The sequence below is a fragment of the Hydrogenophaga sp. ZJX-1 genome (assembly GCF_048590325.1).
Classification (GTDB): Bacteria; Pseudomonadota; Gammaproteobacteria; order Burkholderiales; family Burkholderiaceae_C; genus Hydrogenophaga.
On sequence record NZ_JBMBRA010000002.1, the window covers coordinates 194589 to 212751 of the forward strand.

The following is an 18163-nucleotide window of genomic DNA, read 5'->3' on the forward strand; positions in this document are numbered from 1 at the left end:
GGACGTTAATTTTTCATTAATTAATTAACGCCAGCCATCCGTGGAAACCCCTAGGATTGTGCTCAGTGGCTGTCCAGTGCACGCGCCGCACCCAGCAAGGCGGGCGATTGTTTCGAAGTGATCACCCACACGGGGATGTCGGCCAGCAGACCGTGGAACCGGCCCTTGGACTCGAATCGCGTCCGGAACGGTGAACTGCCGAACCAGGCGCCCAGCCGCGGCACGATGCCGCCGCCGATGTAGACCCCGCCGCGCGCGCCGAGCGTGAGCGCCAGGTTGCCGGCCACCGAGCCCAGCATGGCGCAAAAGAGGTTCAGTGCTTCCAGCGCCTGCGGGTTTCCGGCGTTCAGGGCCGCCTCGCTCACGTCGGCCGCACTGGCCGCGCCACCCGCCACCGCGCCGTCGGCCTCGCAGAGCAGGCGGTAGGTGTCCAGGATGCCCTGGCCGCTGCACACGCGCTCGGCCGAACAACGGCCGTAGCGGCGCGCCAGGCCGTCCATCACCAGGCGTTCGCGCGCCGTCACGGCCGGCAGCGTGACATGGCCGCCCTCGCCTTCCAGCGGCACCCAGCCCGCCAGGCCGTTGGGCAGCAGGCCCGACACCCCCAGCCCCGTGCCGGCGCCGACCAGGCCGATGGCGGCACCGGGCATGGCCGCGCCACCGCCGACCTGGCGCAGTTCCTGCGCCGGCAGATCCGGCAGCGCCAGCGCCAGCGCGGTGAAGTCGTTGAGCAGGCGCAGGGTGTTGAAGCCGAACTCAGCCTTCACCGCCGACTGCGAAAACGACCAGTGGTGGTTGGTCATGCGGATCTGGTCGCCGGTGATCGGGTTGGCGATGGCGATCGCCACCGCATCCGGCGTACCGTGGCCGAGGTCGTTCAGGTAGACGCGGATCGCGTCCTGCAGGGTGGCGTATTCGGCGCAGGGCAATACGCGCACGTCGGTGATCGGTTCACCGGGGCCGTATTGCCAGGCGAAGCGGGCGTTGGTGCCGCCCACGTCGGCGAGCAGTCGGGCGCGGAGGAGTCCGCTGGTCGGGTTTGGCATGTGATCGGTTCCACAAAGTCGGCCCGGAACAGTACCCCATGACGGCCCCGGTGCGAAGTGGTCCGGATTATGCCGGACATGTAACTCAGTTACATGAATGTCAGAGCGGGTGGAACGGCTTTGCCGCCACGGCCGTCGCGCCAGCGTTCAGACGCGCTGCGAACGCGCCCAGCGCACGATGTCGGCAGCCCCCATGGCGCCGGGCTGGCGCGCGACCTCGCGGCCGTTCACGAACAGCGCCAGCGTCGGGATGCTGCGGATGTTGAAGCGTGCGGCGAGGGCCTGCGCCTCTTCGGTGTTGACCTTGGCCAGGCGCATGCCCGGCTCCAGCTGCTGCGCGGCCTGCTCGAATGCCGGCGCCATCGCGCGGCAGGGGCCGCACCAGGGGGCCCAGAAATCGACCAGCACCGGCACCTGGGAGCGCGCAATGTGTTTTTCAAACGCCGCTTCGTCCAGCGGCACCGGGTGGCCGGTGAACAGGGGCTGGTGGCATTTGCCGCAGTCGGGCGCCGCCGAGAGGTCGGCGCTGGCGATGCGGTTGGTGGTGTGGCAGTGGGGGCAGACGATGTGCAGGGATTCGGTGGACATGCGAAGGGCTCCAGTCGGTCGGGTTGCCTGACAGATGGATGCGGCCGCGCCCATTTCAAGACACCCCAAGGGGTATGCCGTCGCTCAGATGATCTGGCCGATCAGGCTGGCCACGAAGCTCAGCAGGATGGTGGTGGTGATCGGCAGGAACCACTCGCGGCCAAAAGCCCGGAAATGCAGGTCACCCGGCAGCTTGCCGAAACCCAGCTTCTGCAGCAGCGGCGTGAACCAGCTGATCAGCAGCAGCGCCAGAAAGATGACGATCATCCAGCGGATCATGGCGACGTCCTGTTCATAAACGGTGTGTGCGGTCACCCGCACTGAAACCGAGCGGTTGCCAACCCTCCGCGCTGGCGGCGGGCGCCAGCGCGATCACCTTGAACAGCTCGCCCATCTCGTGTTCGTTCACCAGCTTGCCGAGCATCGCGTTTTCGCGCGGACCGGCGTCTTTCGCCACGTCCAGCAGGCCCGCGTTGATCAGGAAGCGGCCTTGCGAGGTGTAGCCCAGCACGCTCATGCCGGCGTCCTGCGCGGCGAGCGCGATGCCGGTGAAGTTGACGTGCGCGGTGATGTCCTTTTCACCCACGTCGGCCAGCGGGTTGTCGTCGCTCTGGTGCGCGCGGTGGCAGATCAGCGTGCCCATGTGGCGCTGCGGGTGGTAGTACTCGGTCTCCGGGAAGCCGTAATCGATGAAAAACGCCGCGCCGCGCTGCAGCCGGTCGGCCAGCGTGCGGATGAACGCCTCGGCCTGCGGGTGGATCTCGGTCAGGTAATTGTGCGGACCTTCGATGGCCAGCGGCGGACGCAGGTCGGTGGGCCGCTCGGCCCAGGCCAGCGCGCCGTCTTCGGTCAGCACCACACCACGCTCGTGCCAGCGGCCGTCGGCGTTCCCGCCGATGCGCACCAGCAGCTGCACCGGCATCGCGTCGAGCACCTCGTTGCCCAGCACCACGCCTTCAAACTGCTCGGGAAGTTGATCGATCCACCGCACACGGTCCGCATGCTTCGCCAGTGTGGCGCGCTGCCGCTCGCGCAGGCTGCCCGACAGGTCCACGATGGTGTAGCACCTCGGCGGCCGGCCCAGGGCCGCCAGCGCGTCGAGCACCTGCAGCGCCAGCGCACCGGTGCCGGCGCCGAATTCCCACACCTCGTCGGTGCCGGTGGCGGCCAACGCCTGCGCCACCTGGCGCGCCAGCGTGTGGCCGAACAAGGGCGAGAGTTCGGGCGCGGTCACGAAGTCGCTGCCCTGTCCCGCCACGCCTTCGGGCATCTGGCCGAACTTGGGATTCTGGTTGGCGTAATAGCCCAGTCCCGGCTCGTACAGCGCCATGGCCATGAAACGGTCGAACGGCAGCCAGCCGCCCGACGCCTGGATGGCCTCGCGCAGGCGCGCCAGCAGGGCGCTCGTTAAACTTGACGGTTCGCTCACAGATTCGGTTTTCACCCCGCCATTGTCCGCCATGCCCAGCGCCACGCCCTCTTCGCCACCCACCCCTCGCACCGTGCTGATCACGGGCGCGGGCAAGCGCCTGGGTCGCGAGATCGCGCTCACGCTGGCACGCAGTGGCTGGAACGTGGCGGTCCACCACCGCCAGTCGGCGGCCGAAGCGCAGCAGACCGCAGGCGACTGCGACGCGCTCACCGGTCGCACCGGCAGCGCCGCGCCTTTCTACGCCGACCTCGGTGACGAAACCAGCGTGCGCTCGCTGCTGCCCGCCGTGGTGGCGCACTTCGGCCAGGTCGATGCGGTGGTCAACAACGCCTCGCTGTTTGAACACGACAGTGCGCAAAGCTTTGGCTTCGCGGCGATGGACCAGCACCTGCACACCAACACCGGCGCCGCCATCCTGCTTGCTCAAGGGTTGCATGCGCACCTGCAGGACAGCGGGCGCGATGGCGCGGTGGTCAACCTGCTGGACCAGAAGCTCTGGAACCAGAACCCCGATTTTTTCAGCTACACGCTGTCCAAGGCCGCGCTCGAAGCCGCCAACACCATGCTGGCGCTGGCGCTGGCGCCGCGCGTGCGCGTGGTCGGCGTGGCGCCCGGGCTCACGCTCACCAGCCATCTCTTGAGCGACGAGAAGTTCCAGGCGCTGCACCGGCAGTCGCCGCTGGGCCGCTCGTCCACCCCCGAAGACGTGGCCGCGACCGTGGCCTTTGCGCTGGCCAACCGTTCCATCACCGGCACCACGCTGCTGGTCGACGGCGGCCAGCACCTGATGCGCTTCGAACGCGATTTTTCGCTGATGTAAACCGGCCGCCCTGGCCCAGACCCATGACCACACCCTACGCGCCGCAGGCCGGCACCCAGATCCTGGCCCTCACCGGTCTGTGCTTCGACGCCAACCTCGGCATCCTGGACCACGAGAAGACCAGCCCGCAACCGATCCAGGTGGACGCCGAACTCAACCAGGGGACCCAGCCGCTGCTGCCGCACGACGACGACATCAACCACGTGCTCGACTACCGCAAGGTGCGCCAGATCATCATCGACGAGTGCACCGCCGAACACGTGAACCTGCTGGAAAGCCTGATCGGCAAGCTCACGCGCCGGCTCATGCAGCTGCCGGGCGTGATCGGCGTGCGCGTGAAGATCGCCAAGCTCGAAATTTTTGAAGACTGCGAAGTGGCGATCCGCATGGAAAGCGGGCAATGGTGAACAAGTGCCAGGCGCGATCCTGAACCCACCTTCACACCCGCCCACGCCTCAATAGACGCCCACGGCGTTGAGGTACCAGCCCTTGAATCGGTAGTCGGTGTGGCGCAGGTCGTCGCTGAAGCTGGTGAAGTTGTAGCCCATGCCCAGGCGGAAGTAGGGGGTGATCTGCTTGTCCACGCCCACCAGCCAGCCCGAACGCGTGTTCTTGTCCTCCACCGTCTGCAGCCAGCGGTGCTCAACCAGGGCGTCCCAGGACTGGAGCATGTGCATGCGCACCTGGGCGGCGGCGAAGTGCCGGGTGTTCTTGTACCAGGCCCCGGTGTTGCGGCCCTCGCGCAACTCGCCATGGCGATAGGCGTATTTGCCGCCCACCTCCCACAGCGGGTTGATGCGGTAGAGCAGTTCGTTCGCCAGGATGTGCGCGCGCTGGTCCACCTCGTTGTTGGCCACGCCCAAGGTGGGTGACACCTGCGTCAGCGCGCCCAGGTCGTACACATAGGTGTATTTGCCCAGCCAGGCCCAGCGGTTGTTGCCCGTGGGGCGGTAGGCCAATCCGAAGTTGGCTTCGGTGAAGCGCGCTTCGTCCACGCTGGAGAGCTTGTCCTGGGTGAGCGAGGTCCTGAGGCGGACCGCGGTACGCCAGTCTTCGCTGAACTTGTGCTTCAGGCCCACGCTGAGCAGGTACTGGTCGCGCGACTGCGCGCCCCGGTCGCGCCGGACCTCCAAGCGCGGCGTGAAGCTGGTGCGGTTGTCGTTGTAGCTGGCCAGCACGGTGCTGCTGCGGCGCGTGGTTTCGCCACCCGCGGCGTGCTCGATCCGGCTCTGCGCATGGCGAAAGCCCAGTTGCCAGTGCCGCGCGACGTTGTAGTCCAGCCCGAGGTTCTGGCCCCGCCCGTCTTCATCGGCCCGGTGGCTCAACTGCGCTTCCTGGAACAGACTCAGGCCGCCGCCCGCGTTCCAGCGCTGCCCCACCGAGAAGGTGCGACCGGCCCCGTCCTCCAGGAACTCGCTGCCGAAGATGTCACCGGGCTGGTGGGCGTACGCGTAGCGCGAGTACAGGTTGTAGTCGGGCGTGAGGTAGTAGCTGCCTTCGAGCTTTCCGGCCAGCCCCAGCGTGCCGTTGGAAACCTCACCGGTGGCGGAGGAGCGCTCACCGAAACGACGGGTCGCCCCCACGCCGTAGCGGTCGTTCTTCAGCCCTTCGTCGCTTTGCAGCGTGCTCTGCACAAAACCATACGCCTCGGTGCGGCCGCTGAGCTTGCGCTTGTAGCGCAGGCCCGCGTAGGTCGCGGTGCCCACGCCGGCGCCGTTGCTGCCGGCCAGCGCATCGGGATCGATGAACTCGCCGCTGGCCTCGGCGCTGCGAACCTGGCGCAACTCCAGCCCCAGGCTCTGCTTCTCGTCCAGGTACCAGTTGCTCACCAGCTGGACCTGGTCGATCCGGTTCTGCCCCTCGACTTCGCGGCGGCTCAGGCGCGCCCCGACGTCCAGATCGGTGCCCACCTCGACCATCGTCTCGACCCCGGACTCGCGGCTGCGCAGCCCCCCGGTTTCGGCCCGCGCCGTGGAGTAACCGGCTTCGCGGTCCTTGTACCAGGCCCCGGCGTTCACGTTCTCCCGCGTCCAGCCCAGCTCGTTGAGGTTGACCCTGGCCTCGACCCCCACGGCCCGGCCGGAGCGGGACCCGGTCTCCACCTCGGCGGTCCGGTCGGTGTAGGTCAGGCCCCCGTTGTCGGAATAGTGCACGCCGGCCTGGGTCGATTCGCTCTGCGCCACCTCGGCCTTGAGGTAGGTGCCGCGCCCGGCGCGCAAGGTGAGGTCCACGCCATGGAGCTGGTAGTCGTCGCCGGCGCGCTCTTCCGTCACGTAGGTGCCGCCCACGGCCACGTGGTCGCCCGCCCAGACCTGGCCCCGCCCGCCCGCGACCAGGTTTTCCGTGCCCTCGGGCACGTACTCGTAGTCCACCAGCAGGTGGTTTTCGTAGTCACCGTCGGCGCTCAGGCGCACGATGCCGAAGCCGCTGTCGAGCTCGCTGCGCCCCAGTGGCCGGCTCAGGATGATGCGGCCCTGGATGTAGTCGATTTCGTAGTCGGTGCCGTAGGCCAGGCGGCCGCGCTGCACGACCTGGCCGGTGACGGTGTCGCGCACCTCGATGCGCAGTTGTTCGGAGCCGCGCAGGATGTCGGTGTGCTTGAGGTAGTACAGGCTGCCCCCGGTGCCCAGCAGCTCGCTGTAGCCCTTGGCGGTCTGGGACTCGGAGGCAAAGACGCTGAGCTGCGACCTGGGGTCGTCGTACGGCGTGGTCTCGTTGCTGCGCCACTTGAGCGCGCCGCCATAGAGGGTGCGGTTGTACTGGTTGAACTCGCCGCCGCTGATGCCGGTGTTGAAGTTGCCCCACACCGCCTGGTTCTTGTCCCAGTCCAGGCGCAGGTAGAGCTTGCCCTCGCTGTTGGCGTCGCGGTAGCTGGAGGAGTCGTCGCCATACACCGGGTAATACTGATCGGGATCGAGGCGGCGGAAGATGTCCTGCGGCGTGGCCTTGAAGAAGTCGTGGAACAGGTTGTTCAGTTCCTGGTCTTCGGTGTCGGCCTGCGCCGTGAAGAGGTACTTGCCCCGGATCTTGCCCTTGAGGTAGAAGGCCAGGCGCCCTTCCTTGAGCAGATCCTGGTCGAAGCCATCTTCCGCGGCCGCGGGCTCGATGTTGCCCGTGACCTGGGACTTGGAGAGGTAGAAGTCGGCCATGCCGACCATGAAGAAGTACTCGCCACTGATGTTCACGTCGAGCTGTCGCGTGAAGACCGGCTGGCCCGGCAGGCCGCTGACGTCGATCGTCAGCGCATGCGCCCCGACCGGGAGCAGAAACTCGGAGACAAAGCGCTGGTTGACGTCGATGGCCGCGCTCTTGCCGTTGATCCGGATGCTGGCCTGGTCGGGCATGTCCTGGCCGAAGATGCGCACGATCGATCCTGACAGCGGGATGTTCTGCTTCACCAGGCCGTTGACCAGCTGCGCCTCGCGCGCCAGGCGCTGGTCCAGCGTGAAGCCATCGGCCAGCTCGTTGCTCTGGCTGATCAGTTGCTCCTTGCCGCTGCGCCACTCTTCCTCGGTGTACAGGCGCACCGTGCGTGCCTGGGTTTCGTCGGCCTGCCCGCCCCGGCCATAGGCCCGCACCAGGTAGACCAGGGTGTCACCCGGGCGCAGCCGGTGGCCCGCGGGCAACTGACCGTCCCACTGGACCACCCCTTCACCGCTCACCGGCACAGGCAGTCTCACCAGCGGCTTGACCAGATCGGTGTCGCGCCCGCTGTAGATGAGCAGCTCCATGCGTTCGATGAAACTGGCGTAGTTGTTGCTGATGTTGAAACTCAGCCCTTCGACCAGCCGGTCGTCGCGCAGCCCTGCGATGCCCTGGGCCGAGACGTTCATCTGCGGACTGAGGTTGGCCGGGTCTTCGGTCGCCCACACCCGGCCTCCGCCGGGCAGGGACAGGACCTGCCCGGGCCTCACCACCGGCTTGGTCGTCGCGGCCGCGTCCTGCGGCTGCCCCGCCGCGGGCGCTCCGGCCGCCTGCGCCAGGGGCGCACGCTCCACCGCTTGGGCACTCGCGGCCAGCGGCGTCAACGCGAAGAGCGCGCCCAGTGGAACCAGGGCGATGCCACGGAGCCAGCCCGTGCCCGCATTCGCTTGGCGGCGTGCGCGCAGCAGACGTTCGATGTGATTGGTATGGGTGTTCATCATGCGGTCATCCGTACTGGGGGCTGCGGGTTTCGGCGCCATCACTTGGCTGCGGGGGCGGCGGCAGGCGTCTGCCTGCCGAACCCGACGCCAAAGTCGAAGCGCACCATCAGGCCCCCCGTGAGGCGGCGCACCAGGGGATTCGCCGTGGTCACCCGGGCGCCCGGCGGCAGGCTGACCGGATCGACCTTGAGCACGAAGTTGCGTCCGCGGGCGCGTGCCCCGGTATCAATGCCTTCCAGGTGGAAGCGTCCGTAGCTGTCGGTCTGCACCACCAGGCCTTCGGGGCTGGCCAGACGCACACCGGGAATGCCCACTTCGGAGACCCCGTGGTTGGTGATGACGTAGTCGACACGGTGTTTGCCCTCCAGCGGCGTGACCGTGCGCTGCACGCGCAGGTCCTGGTGGTTCAGGCCGGCGGCCACATCGCCCGAGTGTTCGTAACGCACTTCACCGCTGGGCTTCACGACGATTCGGGCCCCTTCTCCACTGGTGATCACGCTGTCGCCGCTGAACACCGGTTCCGTCACCCACTGGCTGATCACCACCCGGGGCAGGGGCACCGTCTCGTCGTCGCCCTCGCGCCCACGGACCGTGCCGATGCGGATGCCGCGCAACAGCGGAACGCTCGCGTCCGGCTCGGGCTGCGCGCCCTGTCCGCGGTCCACCGTGGTGGAGCCGGCCACGTACACCGCCGGATCGATGCCGCCCTGGATGCGCACGTCCTGCGCGTCGGCACTGTCCTGCCAGCCGTCGCCGTCCTGGTCGATGAACACCTTGCCGATGATGGAGGTCTCATCGGCGTCGGCGTCGGCGATCACCACCACCACGGCCTTGGCCGTGTTGCCGACTTTCCCGCCCTCGTTGAACGAATCGGCCGTGCTGCCGGCCTTCCCGACCACGAGGAACGGATCGGCCGTGTTGACGGCATTGCCCCGGCGCGCGTTGGCGCCCACCCGCATCACGTAGCTGATGTACGCCCGGCCGTTGCTCGCCAGGTCGATCTGGCCCAGTGTGATCGGGCCGATCCCGTCGACCGAACCGCGCGTGTCCTCGTCCTGGAAGCGCACGCTGCCCGGCACCAGGCTGAAGCCCGGCGGCGGCGTGTCCACGATCAGCAGGCCGTCCACCTCGCCGTCGTTCTCCGTGAGGTTGTCCACCTGCAAGGTGTAGGACACGAAGTCGCCCACGCGGACCTGCTTCGTCTGCGCGGTCTTGATCACCCGGACCTGCACCTGGCACTGCTTGACCGTCACCACGATCCGGGCGCTGTCGCAGTTGTTCGACACACTGCGCTGGCAGATCCGGTACCCGATGACGTATGTACCCTTTGGCGTATCGCCCGGCACCTTCACGTCACCCGTGGCCGTGTTGAGCTCGGGCACGGGCTTGCCCGGTTTGGCGGGCTTGGCCGCAGAGGTCACCGTGCCCAACACGTCGGCTGCACGGATGGCGCGGCCGTTCAGGGTGTCGTTCCTGTAGGCGTTGCCCACCACCACGTCCGATTTCGGGCACGTGACCTCGCCGAAGTCATCGTCCTTGGCCCGTATTGCGGCGGGAACCACATCCGTCGTCAGCGTGACGCGGCACTGGGCCTCCTGGCTGCCAGAGGCGCACATGTTGTCCGTGACCGTGGCCACGTTCACCACCCGGCGCGCCCGCACGTCGGCCGCGGTGACCGTGTAGGTGCCCAGGAGCACGCAGGTCTGGCCCGGCAGCACGCTGGCACAGACCACATTGCCGGGGTTGATCAACGCATCGCTGATCACCACATCGGTGAGAGGCACAAAGCCCGTGTTGCTCACCGTGATGCGGTAGGTCAGGGTGTCGTTCAGCGACACCCGGCCGTTGCCGTCCTGGTCCGCATTGCTCACCAGTTCTTTCACCAGGGTCTGGCTCGGGTCCGCCGTGACCGACATGGCAAAGCTGCGGCTCGACACCTGGCTGTTGGCGTCGGTGGCGGCCACGGTGAAGTTGAAAGCCCCCACCTGCGTGGCGGTGCCCGACAGCAAACCGGCGGTGCTCAGGGTAAGGCCTGAAGGCAACGCGCCCGAGGTCAGCGCGAAGCTGTAGGGCGCCACACCGCCGGTGGCCGTGATGAGTTGGCTGTAGGCCTCACCGGCCACCGGCTCGGGCAGCGTGGCCGGCGCCATCACGATGGTCGGCGCGGCCACCTCCACCACGTAGTTCTGGGCGACCGCGAACGGCGACCCCGTGCCGGTCAGCACGCTGTCGGTCGCCGTGACCGTGACCGGATAACTCCCCGGCGCGGTCGGCGTACCCGACAACGTGCTGCCGCTGAAGCTCAACCCCGTTGGCAGGGCGCCGGTGAGCGCGTAGGTGTGCGGGCCCGGGCTGCCGCTGGTGTTGAAGCTCTGCGTGTAGGCGCTGCCATAGGGGGCCGTCAGCGTGCCGGCGGCCGGCGTCATGGTCAGCGTCGGTGCGCCGATGACCAGGGTGTAGGCGCGGCTGCCGGCCTGGCTGAAGCTGTCGGTCGCGGTGACCGTGAAGTTGAAGCTGCCGACCTCGGTCGGCGTGCCCGTGAGCGCACCACCGGTGCCCAATGTGAGACCCGCGGGCAGGCTGCCGCTGGACAGGGCGAAGCTGTAGGGCGCAATGCCCCCACTGGCCGTGAGCGTCTGGCTGTAGGCCACACCAGGGGTGGGGTTCGGCAGCGTCGCCGGACTGACCACGACGGTCGGCGCGGCCACCTCGATGGTGTAGTTCTGCGTGATCGAGAACGGCGCACCGGTACCCGTCAGGCCAGCGTCCACCATCGTGACGGCGATGTTGAAGCTGCCCAGCTGCGTCGGCGTGCCCGATATCGTGTGGCCACTGATCGTCAGGCCGGTCGGCAGCGCGCCGACCACCACCTGGTTGTATGGACCCGGGCTACCGGTGGTGACGAAGGTCTGGCTGAAGGGCACGCCATAGGGCGCGTTGAGGGTGCCCGGGGGCGGTGTCATGGTCAGCGTGGGCGCGCCCACCACCAGGGTGTAGGCGCGGCTGCCGGTCTGGCTGTTGGCGTCGGTCGCGGTCACGGTGAAGTTGAAGCTGCCGGCCTCGGTCGGCGTGCCGCTCAGCGCGCCCCCCGTGGTCAAGGTCAGGCCGGTGGGCAGACTGCCGGCACTCACGGAGAAGCCGTAGGTGGCCACGCCACCGCTCGCGCTGAGGGTCTGGCTGTAGGCCGTGCCGGCTGTGGCGCCCGGCAGGGTCGCCGGACTCACCACGATGGCCGCGGCGGCGACGGTCAGCGTGTAGTTCTGCGCGATCGAGAACGGCGCACCGGCGCCGGTGGAGCCGGTGTCGGTGGCCGTGATGGTGAAGTTGGCACTGCCCGGCACCGTGGGTGTCCCCGAGATGGTGTTGCCCGAGAACGTCACCCCGGTCGGCAGGGGGCCCCCTGTCAACGCGTAGCTGTACGGACCGGTGCCGCCGCTGGCCGTGAAGCTCTGGCTGTAGGGCGCGGCATAGGGCGTGTTGAAGGTGGTGGCGGCCGGGGTCAGCGCCAAGCCCGGCGCGGCCACGCTCAGCACAAAGGCCTGGCCCACCGTGTAAGGGCCATTGCCGGTGCTGCTGTCGGTGGCGGAGACGTTGAGCGTGAAGCTGCCGGCCTGGGTCGGGGTGCCGGACACGGTGACACTGTTGGCCGTGGTGCCGGTGATCGACAGACCGGCGGGCAGGTTGGTCACCTGGAAACCGCTCCAGGGCTGCGCCCCACCATTCCAGGTGAAGGTCTGGGTATACGGTGTGCCGACGGTGGCCGCGAAACCACCGCTGGCGGTGATGGTGATGACCGGATCGTTCACCGTAACCGTGACCGTGGCCGGCGCCGAGGTGCCACCGCTGTTGGTCGCCGTGTAGGTGAAGCTGTCGGGGCCGGCGTAGCCGGTGGTCGGCTGGTAGGTGATGCTGGTGCCGCTGGCGATGGCCGTGCCATGGCTCGCGGCGGTGCCGACAGCCACCGAGGTCGCAGCCCCACCGGTGATGTTGAGCGTGACCGGCGTGGCGGCCGCGTTGTACGCCACCGTGAGCGACACGGCGTTGGCCACCGGCGGAATGTCGATCACGGTGATGGCATACGACTGGGTCGCGGTGTACGGGCCGGTGCCGGTGCTGCTGTCGGTCGCGGTGATGCTGAAGTTGAAGGTGCCCGGCGCGCTGGGGGTGCCGGTGATGGCGCCGCTCGCGGCGTTGAGGGTGAGGCCGCCCGGCAGTGCTCCGGCGGTGACCGCGTAGCTGTAGGGCGCCGTGCCGCCCGAGGCCGCCGTGATGCCGTCGGCGTAGGCCGTGCCAACCGTGCCACCCGCCAGGCTGGTCGCCGGCAGGACGATGGTGGGCGGGGTCACGACGAGCGTGTAGGCGCGACTGCCTGCGAACGGACCCGGGAACGGGCTGCTGTCGGTGGCGGTGGCGGTGAAGTTGAACGTGCCGCCGGCCGTCGGCGTGCCGCTGAGCACGCCCCCCGAAGACAGGTTCAGGCCCGCGGGCAAGGCGCCGGCCGTCACCGCGAAGCTGTAGGGCGACACGCCACCACTGGCGGTGAGGGTCTGGCTGTAGACCGCGGTGACCGCGCCGTCGGGCAGCGTGGCCGGGCTGACACTCACTGGCACGTCGTCGTTGGTGATGGTGCCCACGCCCTGGTTGTCGGCGATGGTGGCGTTGGTCGCGCCACTGAGGTTGACGAAGAAGGTTTCGCCGGCCTCGGGCACGGTTTCGCCCGCCACCAGCACCGTGATGGTCTGCGTGGTCTGGCCCGGGGTGAAGGTCAGCGTGCCGCTGGTGCTGGTGTAGTCGGCCGGCGCCGTGGCGGTGCCGTCGGCGGTGGCGTAGTTGACGCTGACGGTCTGACCGCTGGCCGCGCTCAGGGTGACGGTGAAGACGGCATTGGTGGTGCCACTGTTGCCCTCGACCACGGTGACGTCGTTGATGGACAGGCTCGGCTGCGGATCGTCGTTGACGATGGTGCCCAGGCCCTGGGCGTCCGCGACGACCGCGTTGACCACGTTGGTGACGTTGACGAAGAAGGTTTCGCTGGGCTCGTTGAGTGCATCGCCGTTGATCAACACGGTGAAGGTGTACGTGCTGCTGCCCGAAGGGATGGTCTGGCCGGTGAGGCTGTTGGCGACATAGTCCACGCCCGCCGTGGCGGTGCCGTTGGCGGTGGCGATGTCGAAGGTCACGCCGCCCGGACCGGCCGGCTCGCTGAGGCTCACCGTGAAGGTGAAGTTGGTGGTGCCGGCATTGCCTTCGCTGGCGGTCACGTCGTTGATGGTCAGCGTCGGCAGGTCGTCGTTGAGGATGGTGCCGGTGGCGCTGGTCGGCACGCCCACCGTGTAGCCCGTGCCGGCCGCGAGGGTGAGGCTCACCGTCTCGTCGGCCTCGATGGTCGCGTCGGCGGTCGGGTTGACCGTGATGGTGCCGGTGGTGTTGCCGGCCGGGATGACCAGCGGCGAGGTCACGGCCGCGTAGTCGGTGCCGGAGGTGGCGGTGCCGCCCACGGTGTAATTGATCGACAGGGAGGAGGCGGAGGCCTGGTCCAGGGTCACGGTATAGACCAGGTTGCTCGCGCCGTCTTCGGCCACGCTGGCCGGCGACACCGCGATCGAAGCCGTGGGCACGTCATCGTTGAGGAGGGTGCCGGTGGCGCTGGAGGGCGCGCCCACGGTATAGCCGGTTCCGGATGCGACGGTGAGGGTGACGGTTTCATCGGGCTCGACCGTTCCGTCCACCGTGGGATCGATGGTGATGGTCGCCGTGGTCGCGCCGCCAGGGATGCTGACGGTCGCGACGCCGCCGGTGTAGTCCACCCCCGAGGTGGCGGTGCCACTGGTGGTGATGTTGACCAACGTCGCCGAGGCCAGGTTCAGGCTGCGGGTGACGGTGTAGACCAGATTGGTCGCGCCATCCTCGCTCACACTGGCCGGAGACACCGCGATCGACACCGATGGTGGCGGGCTGACGTTGAGCGTGAAGGGTTCGAGTTCGAAATAGCTGCCGGGGCCGGTGCTGGCATCGGTGACACGCAGCGTGACCGGGTAGGCGCCCGTCGCAGCGGCCGTGGTGCCGCTGATCACACCGGCGCTGGAGATCAAGATGCCGCTCGGGAAGGGGCCGGTTTCGAGCAGGTAGGAATGGGGTGCGACGCCACCGATGGCGGTCAGGGTCTGGGAGAACGGCACGCCCTGGATGGCGGTGGCGCTGGTTGGCGTGATGGACAGCGTCGGGTTGTTCACCGTGCCGGAATAGCCCTTGTCCACGAACTGGGCGGTTGGTGTCGTCGAATCGGTCGAGCGGACGGTGAAGGCGTAGCCACCGCGCTGGGTCGGTGTGCCGCTGAGCACCCCGGCGCTGGAGAGGCTGAGGCCTATGGGCAAGGTACCGCTTTGCAGCGTGTAGGTGTAAGGCGCGGTGCCTCCGGTGGAGGTCAGGGTCTGCGAGAAGGCAGTACCGGCGGTCAGGATGGGCAGGGTGCCCGGACTGACGGTGATGGGCGAGGCGGACGGGGTGATAGTGACATTGACCCGGACAACACCGGTGCCTGAGAAACTGGCGTCCGAAAACTCAAAGGCATCACTGGTGGCGGTATCGCCGTTGTGGCTATAGGTGACGAGCCACGGCGTCGAAGTGCTCGGATTCCCGAAACTGAGAATGGCAGAACCATGGCTTGGGGACAGCACGTCCACCGAGCCGACCCCCGCCAAGCCGGGAATCTCCTGGCAGGCACTGACATCGATTGTGACGCTGGCCCCCTGGGACACCGTTGCAGAGAATGCGACACTGCATCCTGGCAACGTCGACGTGTGCGCCGCATGGGCCAGACCCGGCAGGCACAACGCAATGGACAACCAGATCCATCGCGTCATTGACATCCGACAAGTGCGCAAGACACGCACCCACGCAACAACCAGATTCAGAAATCCTGACGGCATTCTTGCACCCCCCTCAAGGTCGATTCGACTTCTTCTATTGACTGGAACGGCACACGGAATGCCCCGTCAGAGTGGTCAGTATAGTTACAGAGAGCTACATAAAAAGTAGCGAATTTACAACGTTAGACCTTTATTTTTCGGTTTTTTTAGATGATTTCCGTGCGGATTTTTACGAAAAAACGCCCACCCCGTCCGTTGACCGTCGCCCCTTGTCAGGCGCCTTCCCCGGCAGGATCCTGGCCGGTCCGCGGCCCCGGCAAGCGCTGAGACCACACGCGGTCCGAGCCGCCGACGCGGTCTTGCATCGACCGGTTGATGCACACAGAATGCACCGAGCCGGAACGGCAGCTGTGCCGGCCAACCATCATTCAAGGAGGGACTGAAGTGAGCGATTTCTTCATTGGCCAGGTCATGATGACCGGCTTCAACTTCGCGCCGAAATTCTGGGCACAGTGCAACGGCCAGTTGCTGCCGATCAACCAGAACCAGGCGCTGTTCTCACTGCTGGGAACGCAGTTCGGCGGCAACGGCACCACCAACTTCGCCCTGCCCGACCTGCGCGGACGCTCACCCGTGGGTTATGCCAGCTCGGTGGACCCCGCCTGGCAGCCGCCCGGGGTGCAGATGGGCCAGGCGGGCGGCGCCGAAAACGTCACGCTGCTGTCGAGCAACCTGCCGGCGCACACCCACACCATGGCGGCGTCGACCGCAGCGGGCGACAACCGCATCCCCACCAACCGCCTGCTGGCCACCAGCACCAATTCCTCGACGGCGGCCAACCTGTACGCGCCCGCGAACGGTGCGCTGGTGGCGATGAACCCCCAGTCGGTGGCCACGGCCGGTGGCAACCAGCCGCACCCGAACCTCCAGCCCTACACCGCGATCAATTTCTGCATCGCGCTCAGCGGCATTTTCCCCTCGCGCAACTGACGGCCCGCCCCCAGGGCACCAGACTGATCATTCGGAGCACCGTTTCATGTCCACACCTTATATCGGCGAGATTCGCATGTTCGGCTTCGGCCGCACCCCCATCGGCTGGCAGGCCTGCAACGGCAGCCTGCTGCCGATCTCCCAGTACGACGCCCTGTTCGCGCTCATCGGCACCACCTATGGCGGCGACGGCCAGAGCACTTTTGCCGTCCCCGACCTGCGTGGCCGCCTGCCCATCCACCAGGGCCAGGGCCCGGGGCTGAGCAACTACGTCATGGGCCAGATGGCCGGTACCGAAAACGTGACGCTGCTGACGACCCAGATGCCCATGCACACGCACACCATGGTCGCGACCACGGGCGCTGCGACCTCACTGACACCGGGCAGCAACCTGCTGCCCGGCTCGGTCAGCGGCGACGTCTTCTACGCCACCGATGTCACCGGTGCCACGGCCGCCCCGATGTCCGCGCAGTCCACCACCATCGGTGGCGGCTCGCAACCGCACGAAAACACCATGCCCACGCTGACGGTGCAGTACTGCATCGCCACCCAAGGCATCTTCCCGCAACAGGCCTGACCGCAGAACAAACCCACAAAGGAATCAGATCATGAGCGAACCCTTTATCGGCGAAATCCAGATGTTCGGCTTCAACTTCAACCCGCGCAACTGGGCGTACTGCAACGGCGCCACGCTGCCGATCCAGCAGAACACCGCGCTGTTTGCCCTCATCGGCACCACCTACGGTGGCAACGGACAAACCACGTTCCAGTTGCCCAATTTCACGGCCCGCGCCGGTTGTGAACAAGGCCAGAGCCCGGGGCTCAGCGGGCGGGTACTGGGCGAAATCTTCGGCGTCAACACCGTCACCCTCACCAGCACCGAAATCCCGGCGCACAACCACGGCATCAACGCGTTCATCCAGCCTGACAGCGCCAAAAAGAGCGGCTCGCCGAGCAACAACAGCGCGCTCTCCATGCTGGGCAGCAACACCGCGAAACCGTTCAACGCCGCGTCCCCCGACACCACCTTGGCCCTGAACATGATCTCGCCGAACCAGGGCGGGGGTTTCCCGCACGAAAACCAGCAACCGTATCTCGGCGTGAATTTCTGCATCGCGCTGCAGGGCGTCTTCCCCTCCTTCCCCTGACGTGGCAACCGCCACCCTGCAAGGTCTGGCGCCATTCCCACCGGAACACGCCGGGCACCTGCCTGAACCCGCGCTCTTCACCGAGCGCGGGTTTTCTTTGCGCGCGCTGCGAGACGCGGACCTGCCCTGGCTATGCGATCTCTATGCCAGCACGCGCAGCGACGAGATGGCCCTGGTGCCGTGGCCAGACCCGGTCAAACGCCAGTTCATCGAACAGCAATTCACGCTGCAGCACCGGCACTATCTGGCGCACTACCCCGAGGCCTGTTTCTGGGCCATCGAGCACCGGCACAGCGGTGCGGTGGGCAACTGCTACCTGCTGCGCACGCCACCCGAGCACCTGATCATCCACATCAGCCTGTTTCCAGACCTGCGCAAGGGCGGTCTGGGTTCGGCGCTGATCCGGCAATGCCAGGCCGATGCGGCCGCTGCGGGGTGCGGTGTGCACCTGCACGTGCTGCAGACCAACACCGGCGCCCGCCAGCTCTACGAACGCCTGGGGTTTGTCGCCGAAGCGGGCGAGGGCTCGCACCTGTTGATGCGCTGGACGCCCCGCGAGACGCCGCTCAGTTGAACACCGCCTGGTACAGGAAGCCGGCCTTCTCGTACGCGATGGGCACCAGAAAGATGCCCACCTCGCCGACCCGCGGGTGGTGCATCGGGTAGATTTTCTGCGGGAACACCACGGCGGCGGTGTTGCGGAACAGCAGGGAGAACGGCTGGCGCACCGGGTGGGGCGCACCGCTCCCCAGGGGCCGGGCTTCGACCAGCACGAACTCCAGGCTCACGTCGTCCAGCCGGGTGGCGAAAGGCTCGTTCACGCAGCCCGAAAAGTGTTCCAGCGTCAGCAGTTCCATGAAGTGAGGCTCCCTGCCCCACACGCAGAGCAGCCTTGCATTATCGCTGCGGAACCCGTGTCATGAGCAACGCAGCGCTCGCAAAGTACGCCCCCGGGCCCCTGCAACACCTGGCCGGTACCCAACCGCTGATACCGCACGACGAGGGCACCGGCCAGGGTGGGACCGTCGGGGCGGTCACGATCGCGAACGACTTCGAAAACGCTCCCGGTGCACGGCTTTCGCGGGAACTCGGGCGGAGCCCGCACGGCCCCGCCCGCAACCGGTA

Annotated in this window: 13 protein-coding genes; 6 read left to right on the forward strand and 7 right to left on the reverse strand. The window is 67.5% G+C overall.

What is annotated here, in order from left to right; translation table 11 throughout:
• Nucleotides 1–62: 62 nt before the first annotated feature.
• The 4 genes from ACN5W5_RS05710 to ACN5W5_RS05725 form a co-directional block, all read right to left on the reverse strand.
• Nucleotides 63–1046, reverse strand: coding sequence for a glucokinase (locus tag ACN5W5_RS05710; protein ID WP_420047597.1), 984 nt, complete (start codon nt 1044–1046; stop codon nt 63–65).
• 147 nt (nt 1047–1193) lie between these two features.
• A complete protein-coding gene (trxC, locus tag ACN5W5_RS05715) occupies nt 1194–1634 on the reverse strand; it encodes a thioredoxin TrxC (protein WP_420047598.1) in 441 nt (146 codons plus the stop codon).
• Nucleotides 1635–1718: 84 nt separating this feature from the next.
• A complete protein-coding gene (locus tag ACN5W5_RS05720) occupies nt 1719–1913 on the reverse strand; it encodes a DUF2905 domain-containing protein (protein ID WP_210823258.1) in 195 nt (64 codons plus the stop codon).
• Between the two features lie 13 nt (nt 1914–1926).
• Nucleotides 1927–3096, reverse strand: coding sequence for a class I SAM-dependent methyltransferase (locus ACN5W5_RS05725; protein WP_420047599.1), 1170 nt, complete (start codon nt 3094–3096; stop codon nt 1927–1929).
• Here ACN5W5_RS05725 and ACN5W5_RS05730 point away from each other — a divergent pair.
• On the forward strand, nt 3095–3886 hold the full coding sequence (locus ACN5W5_RS05730) for an SDR family oxidoreductase (RefSeq protein ID WP_420047600.1): 792 nt from the start codon (nt 3095–3097) through the stop codon (nt 3884–3886). The two genes, ACN5W5_RS05725 and ACN5W5_RS05730, sit on opposite strands and share 2 nt — an antisense overlap.
• Nucleotides 3887–3909: 23 nt before the next feature.
• Nucleotides 3910–4293 carry a dihydroneopterin aldolase gene (locus tag ACN5W5_RS05735; RefSeq protein ID WP_420047601.1) on the forward strand — a complete coding sequence of 128 codons (384 nt, stop codon included), beginning with the start codon at nt 3910–3912 and terminating at the stop codon, nt 4291–4293.
• 48 nt (nt 4294–4341) lie between these two features.
• Here ACN5W5_RS05735 and ACN5W5_RS05740 read toward each other — a convergent pair whose 3' ends face one another.
• Nucleotides 4342–8031 carry a hypothetical protein gene (locus ACN5W5_RS05740; RefSeq protein ID WP_420047602.1) on the reverse strand — a complete coding sequence of 1230 codons (3690 nt, stop codon included), beginning with the start codon at nt 8029–8031 and terminating at the stop codon, nt 4342–4344.
• Nucleotides 8032–8069: 38 nt separating this feature from the next.
• Nucleotides 8070–14732 carry a beta strand repeat-containing protein gene (locus tag ACN5W5_RS05745; protein ID WP_420047603.1) on the reverse strand — a complete coding sequence of 2221 codons (6663 nt, stop codon included), beginning with the start codon at nt 14730–14732 and terminating at the stop codon, nt 8070–8072.
• 639 nt (nt 14733–15371) lie between these two features.
• Here ACN5W5_RS05745 and ACN5W5_RS05750 point away from each other — a divergent pair.
• From ACN5W5_RS05750 to ACN5W5_RS05765, 4 genes are read left to right on the forward strand one after another with little or no spacing between them, the layout of a single operon-like run.
• Nucleotides 15372–15890 (forward strand): phage tail protein, encoded by a 519-nt coding sequence (locus ACN5W5_RS05750; RefSeq protein ID WP_420048163.1) that lies wholly within the window; start codon nt 15372–15374, stop codon nt 15888–15890.
• A 46-nt stretch (nt 15891–15936) separates the two neighbouring features.
• Nucleotides 15937–16467 (forward strand): phage tail protein, encoded by a 531-nt coding sequence (locus ACN5W5_RS05755; RefSeq protein ID WP_420047604.1) that lies wholly within the window; start codon nt 15937–15939, stop codon nt 16465–16467.
• A 31-nt stretch (nt 16468–16498) separates the two neighbouring features.
• The gene (locus ACN5W5_RS05760) at nt 16499–17038 is read left to right on the forward strand and encodes a phage tail protein (protein ID WP_420047605.1); all 540 of its coding nucleotides are present in this window, start codon (nt 16499–16501) and stop codon (nt 17036–17038) included.
• 1 nt (nt 17039) lies between these two features.
• Nucleotides 17040–17612, forward strand: a complete 573-nt coding sequence (locus ACN5W5_RS05765; protein WP_420047606.1) for a GNAT family N-acetyltransferase — start codon at nt 17040–17042, stop codon at nt 17610–17612.
• Here ACN5W5_RS05765 and ACN5W5_RS05770 read toward each other — a convergent pair.
• Nucleotides 17605–17895 (reverse strand): DUF6916 family protein, encoded by a 291-nt coding sequence (locus tag ACN5W5_RS05770; RefSeq protein WP_420047607.1) that lies wholly within the window; start codon nt 17893–17895, stop codon nt 17605–17607. The genes ACN5W5_RS05765 and ACN5W5_RS05770 overlap by 8 nt on opposite strands.
• Nucleotides 17896–18163 lie beyond the last annotated feature (268 nt).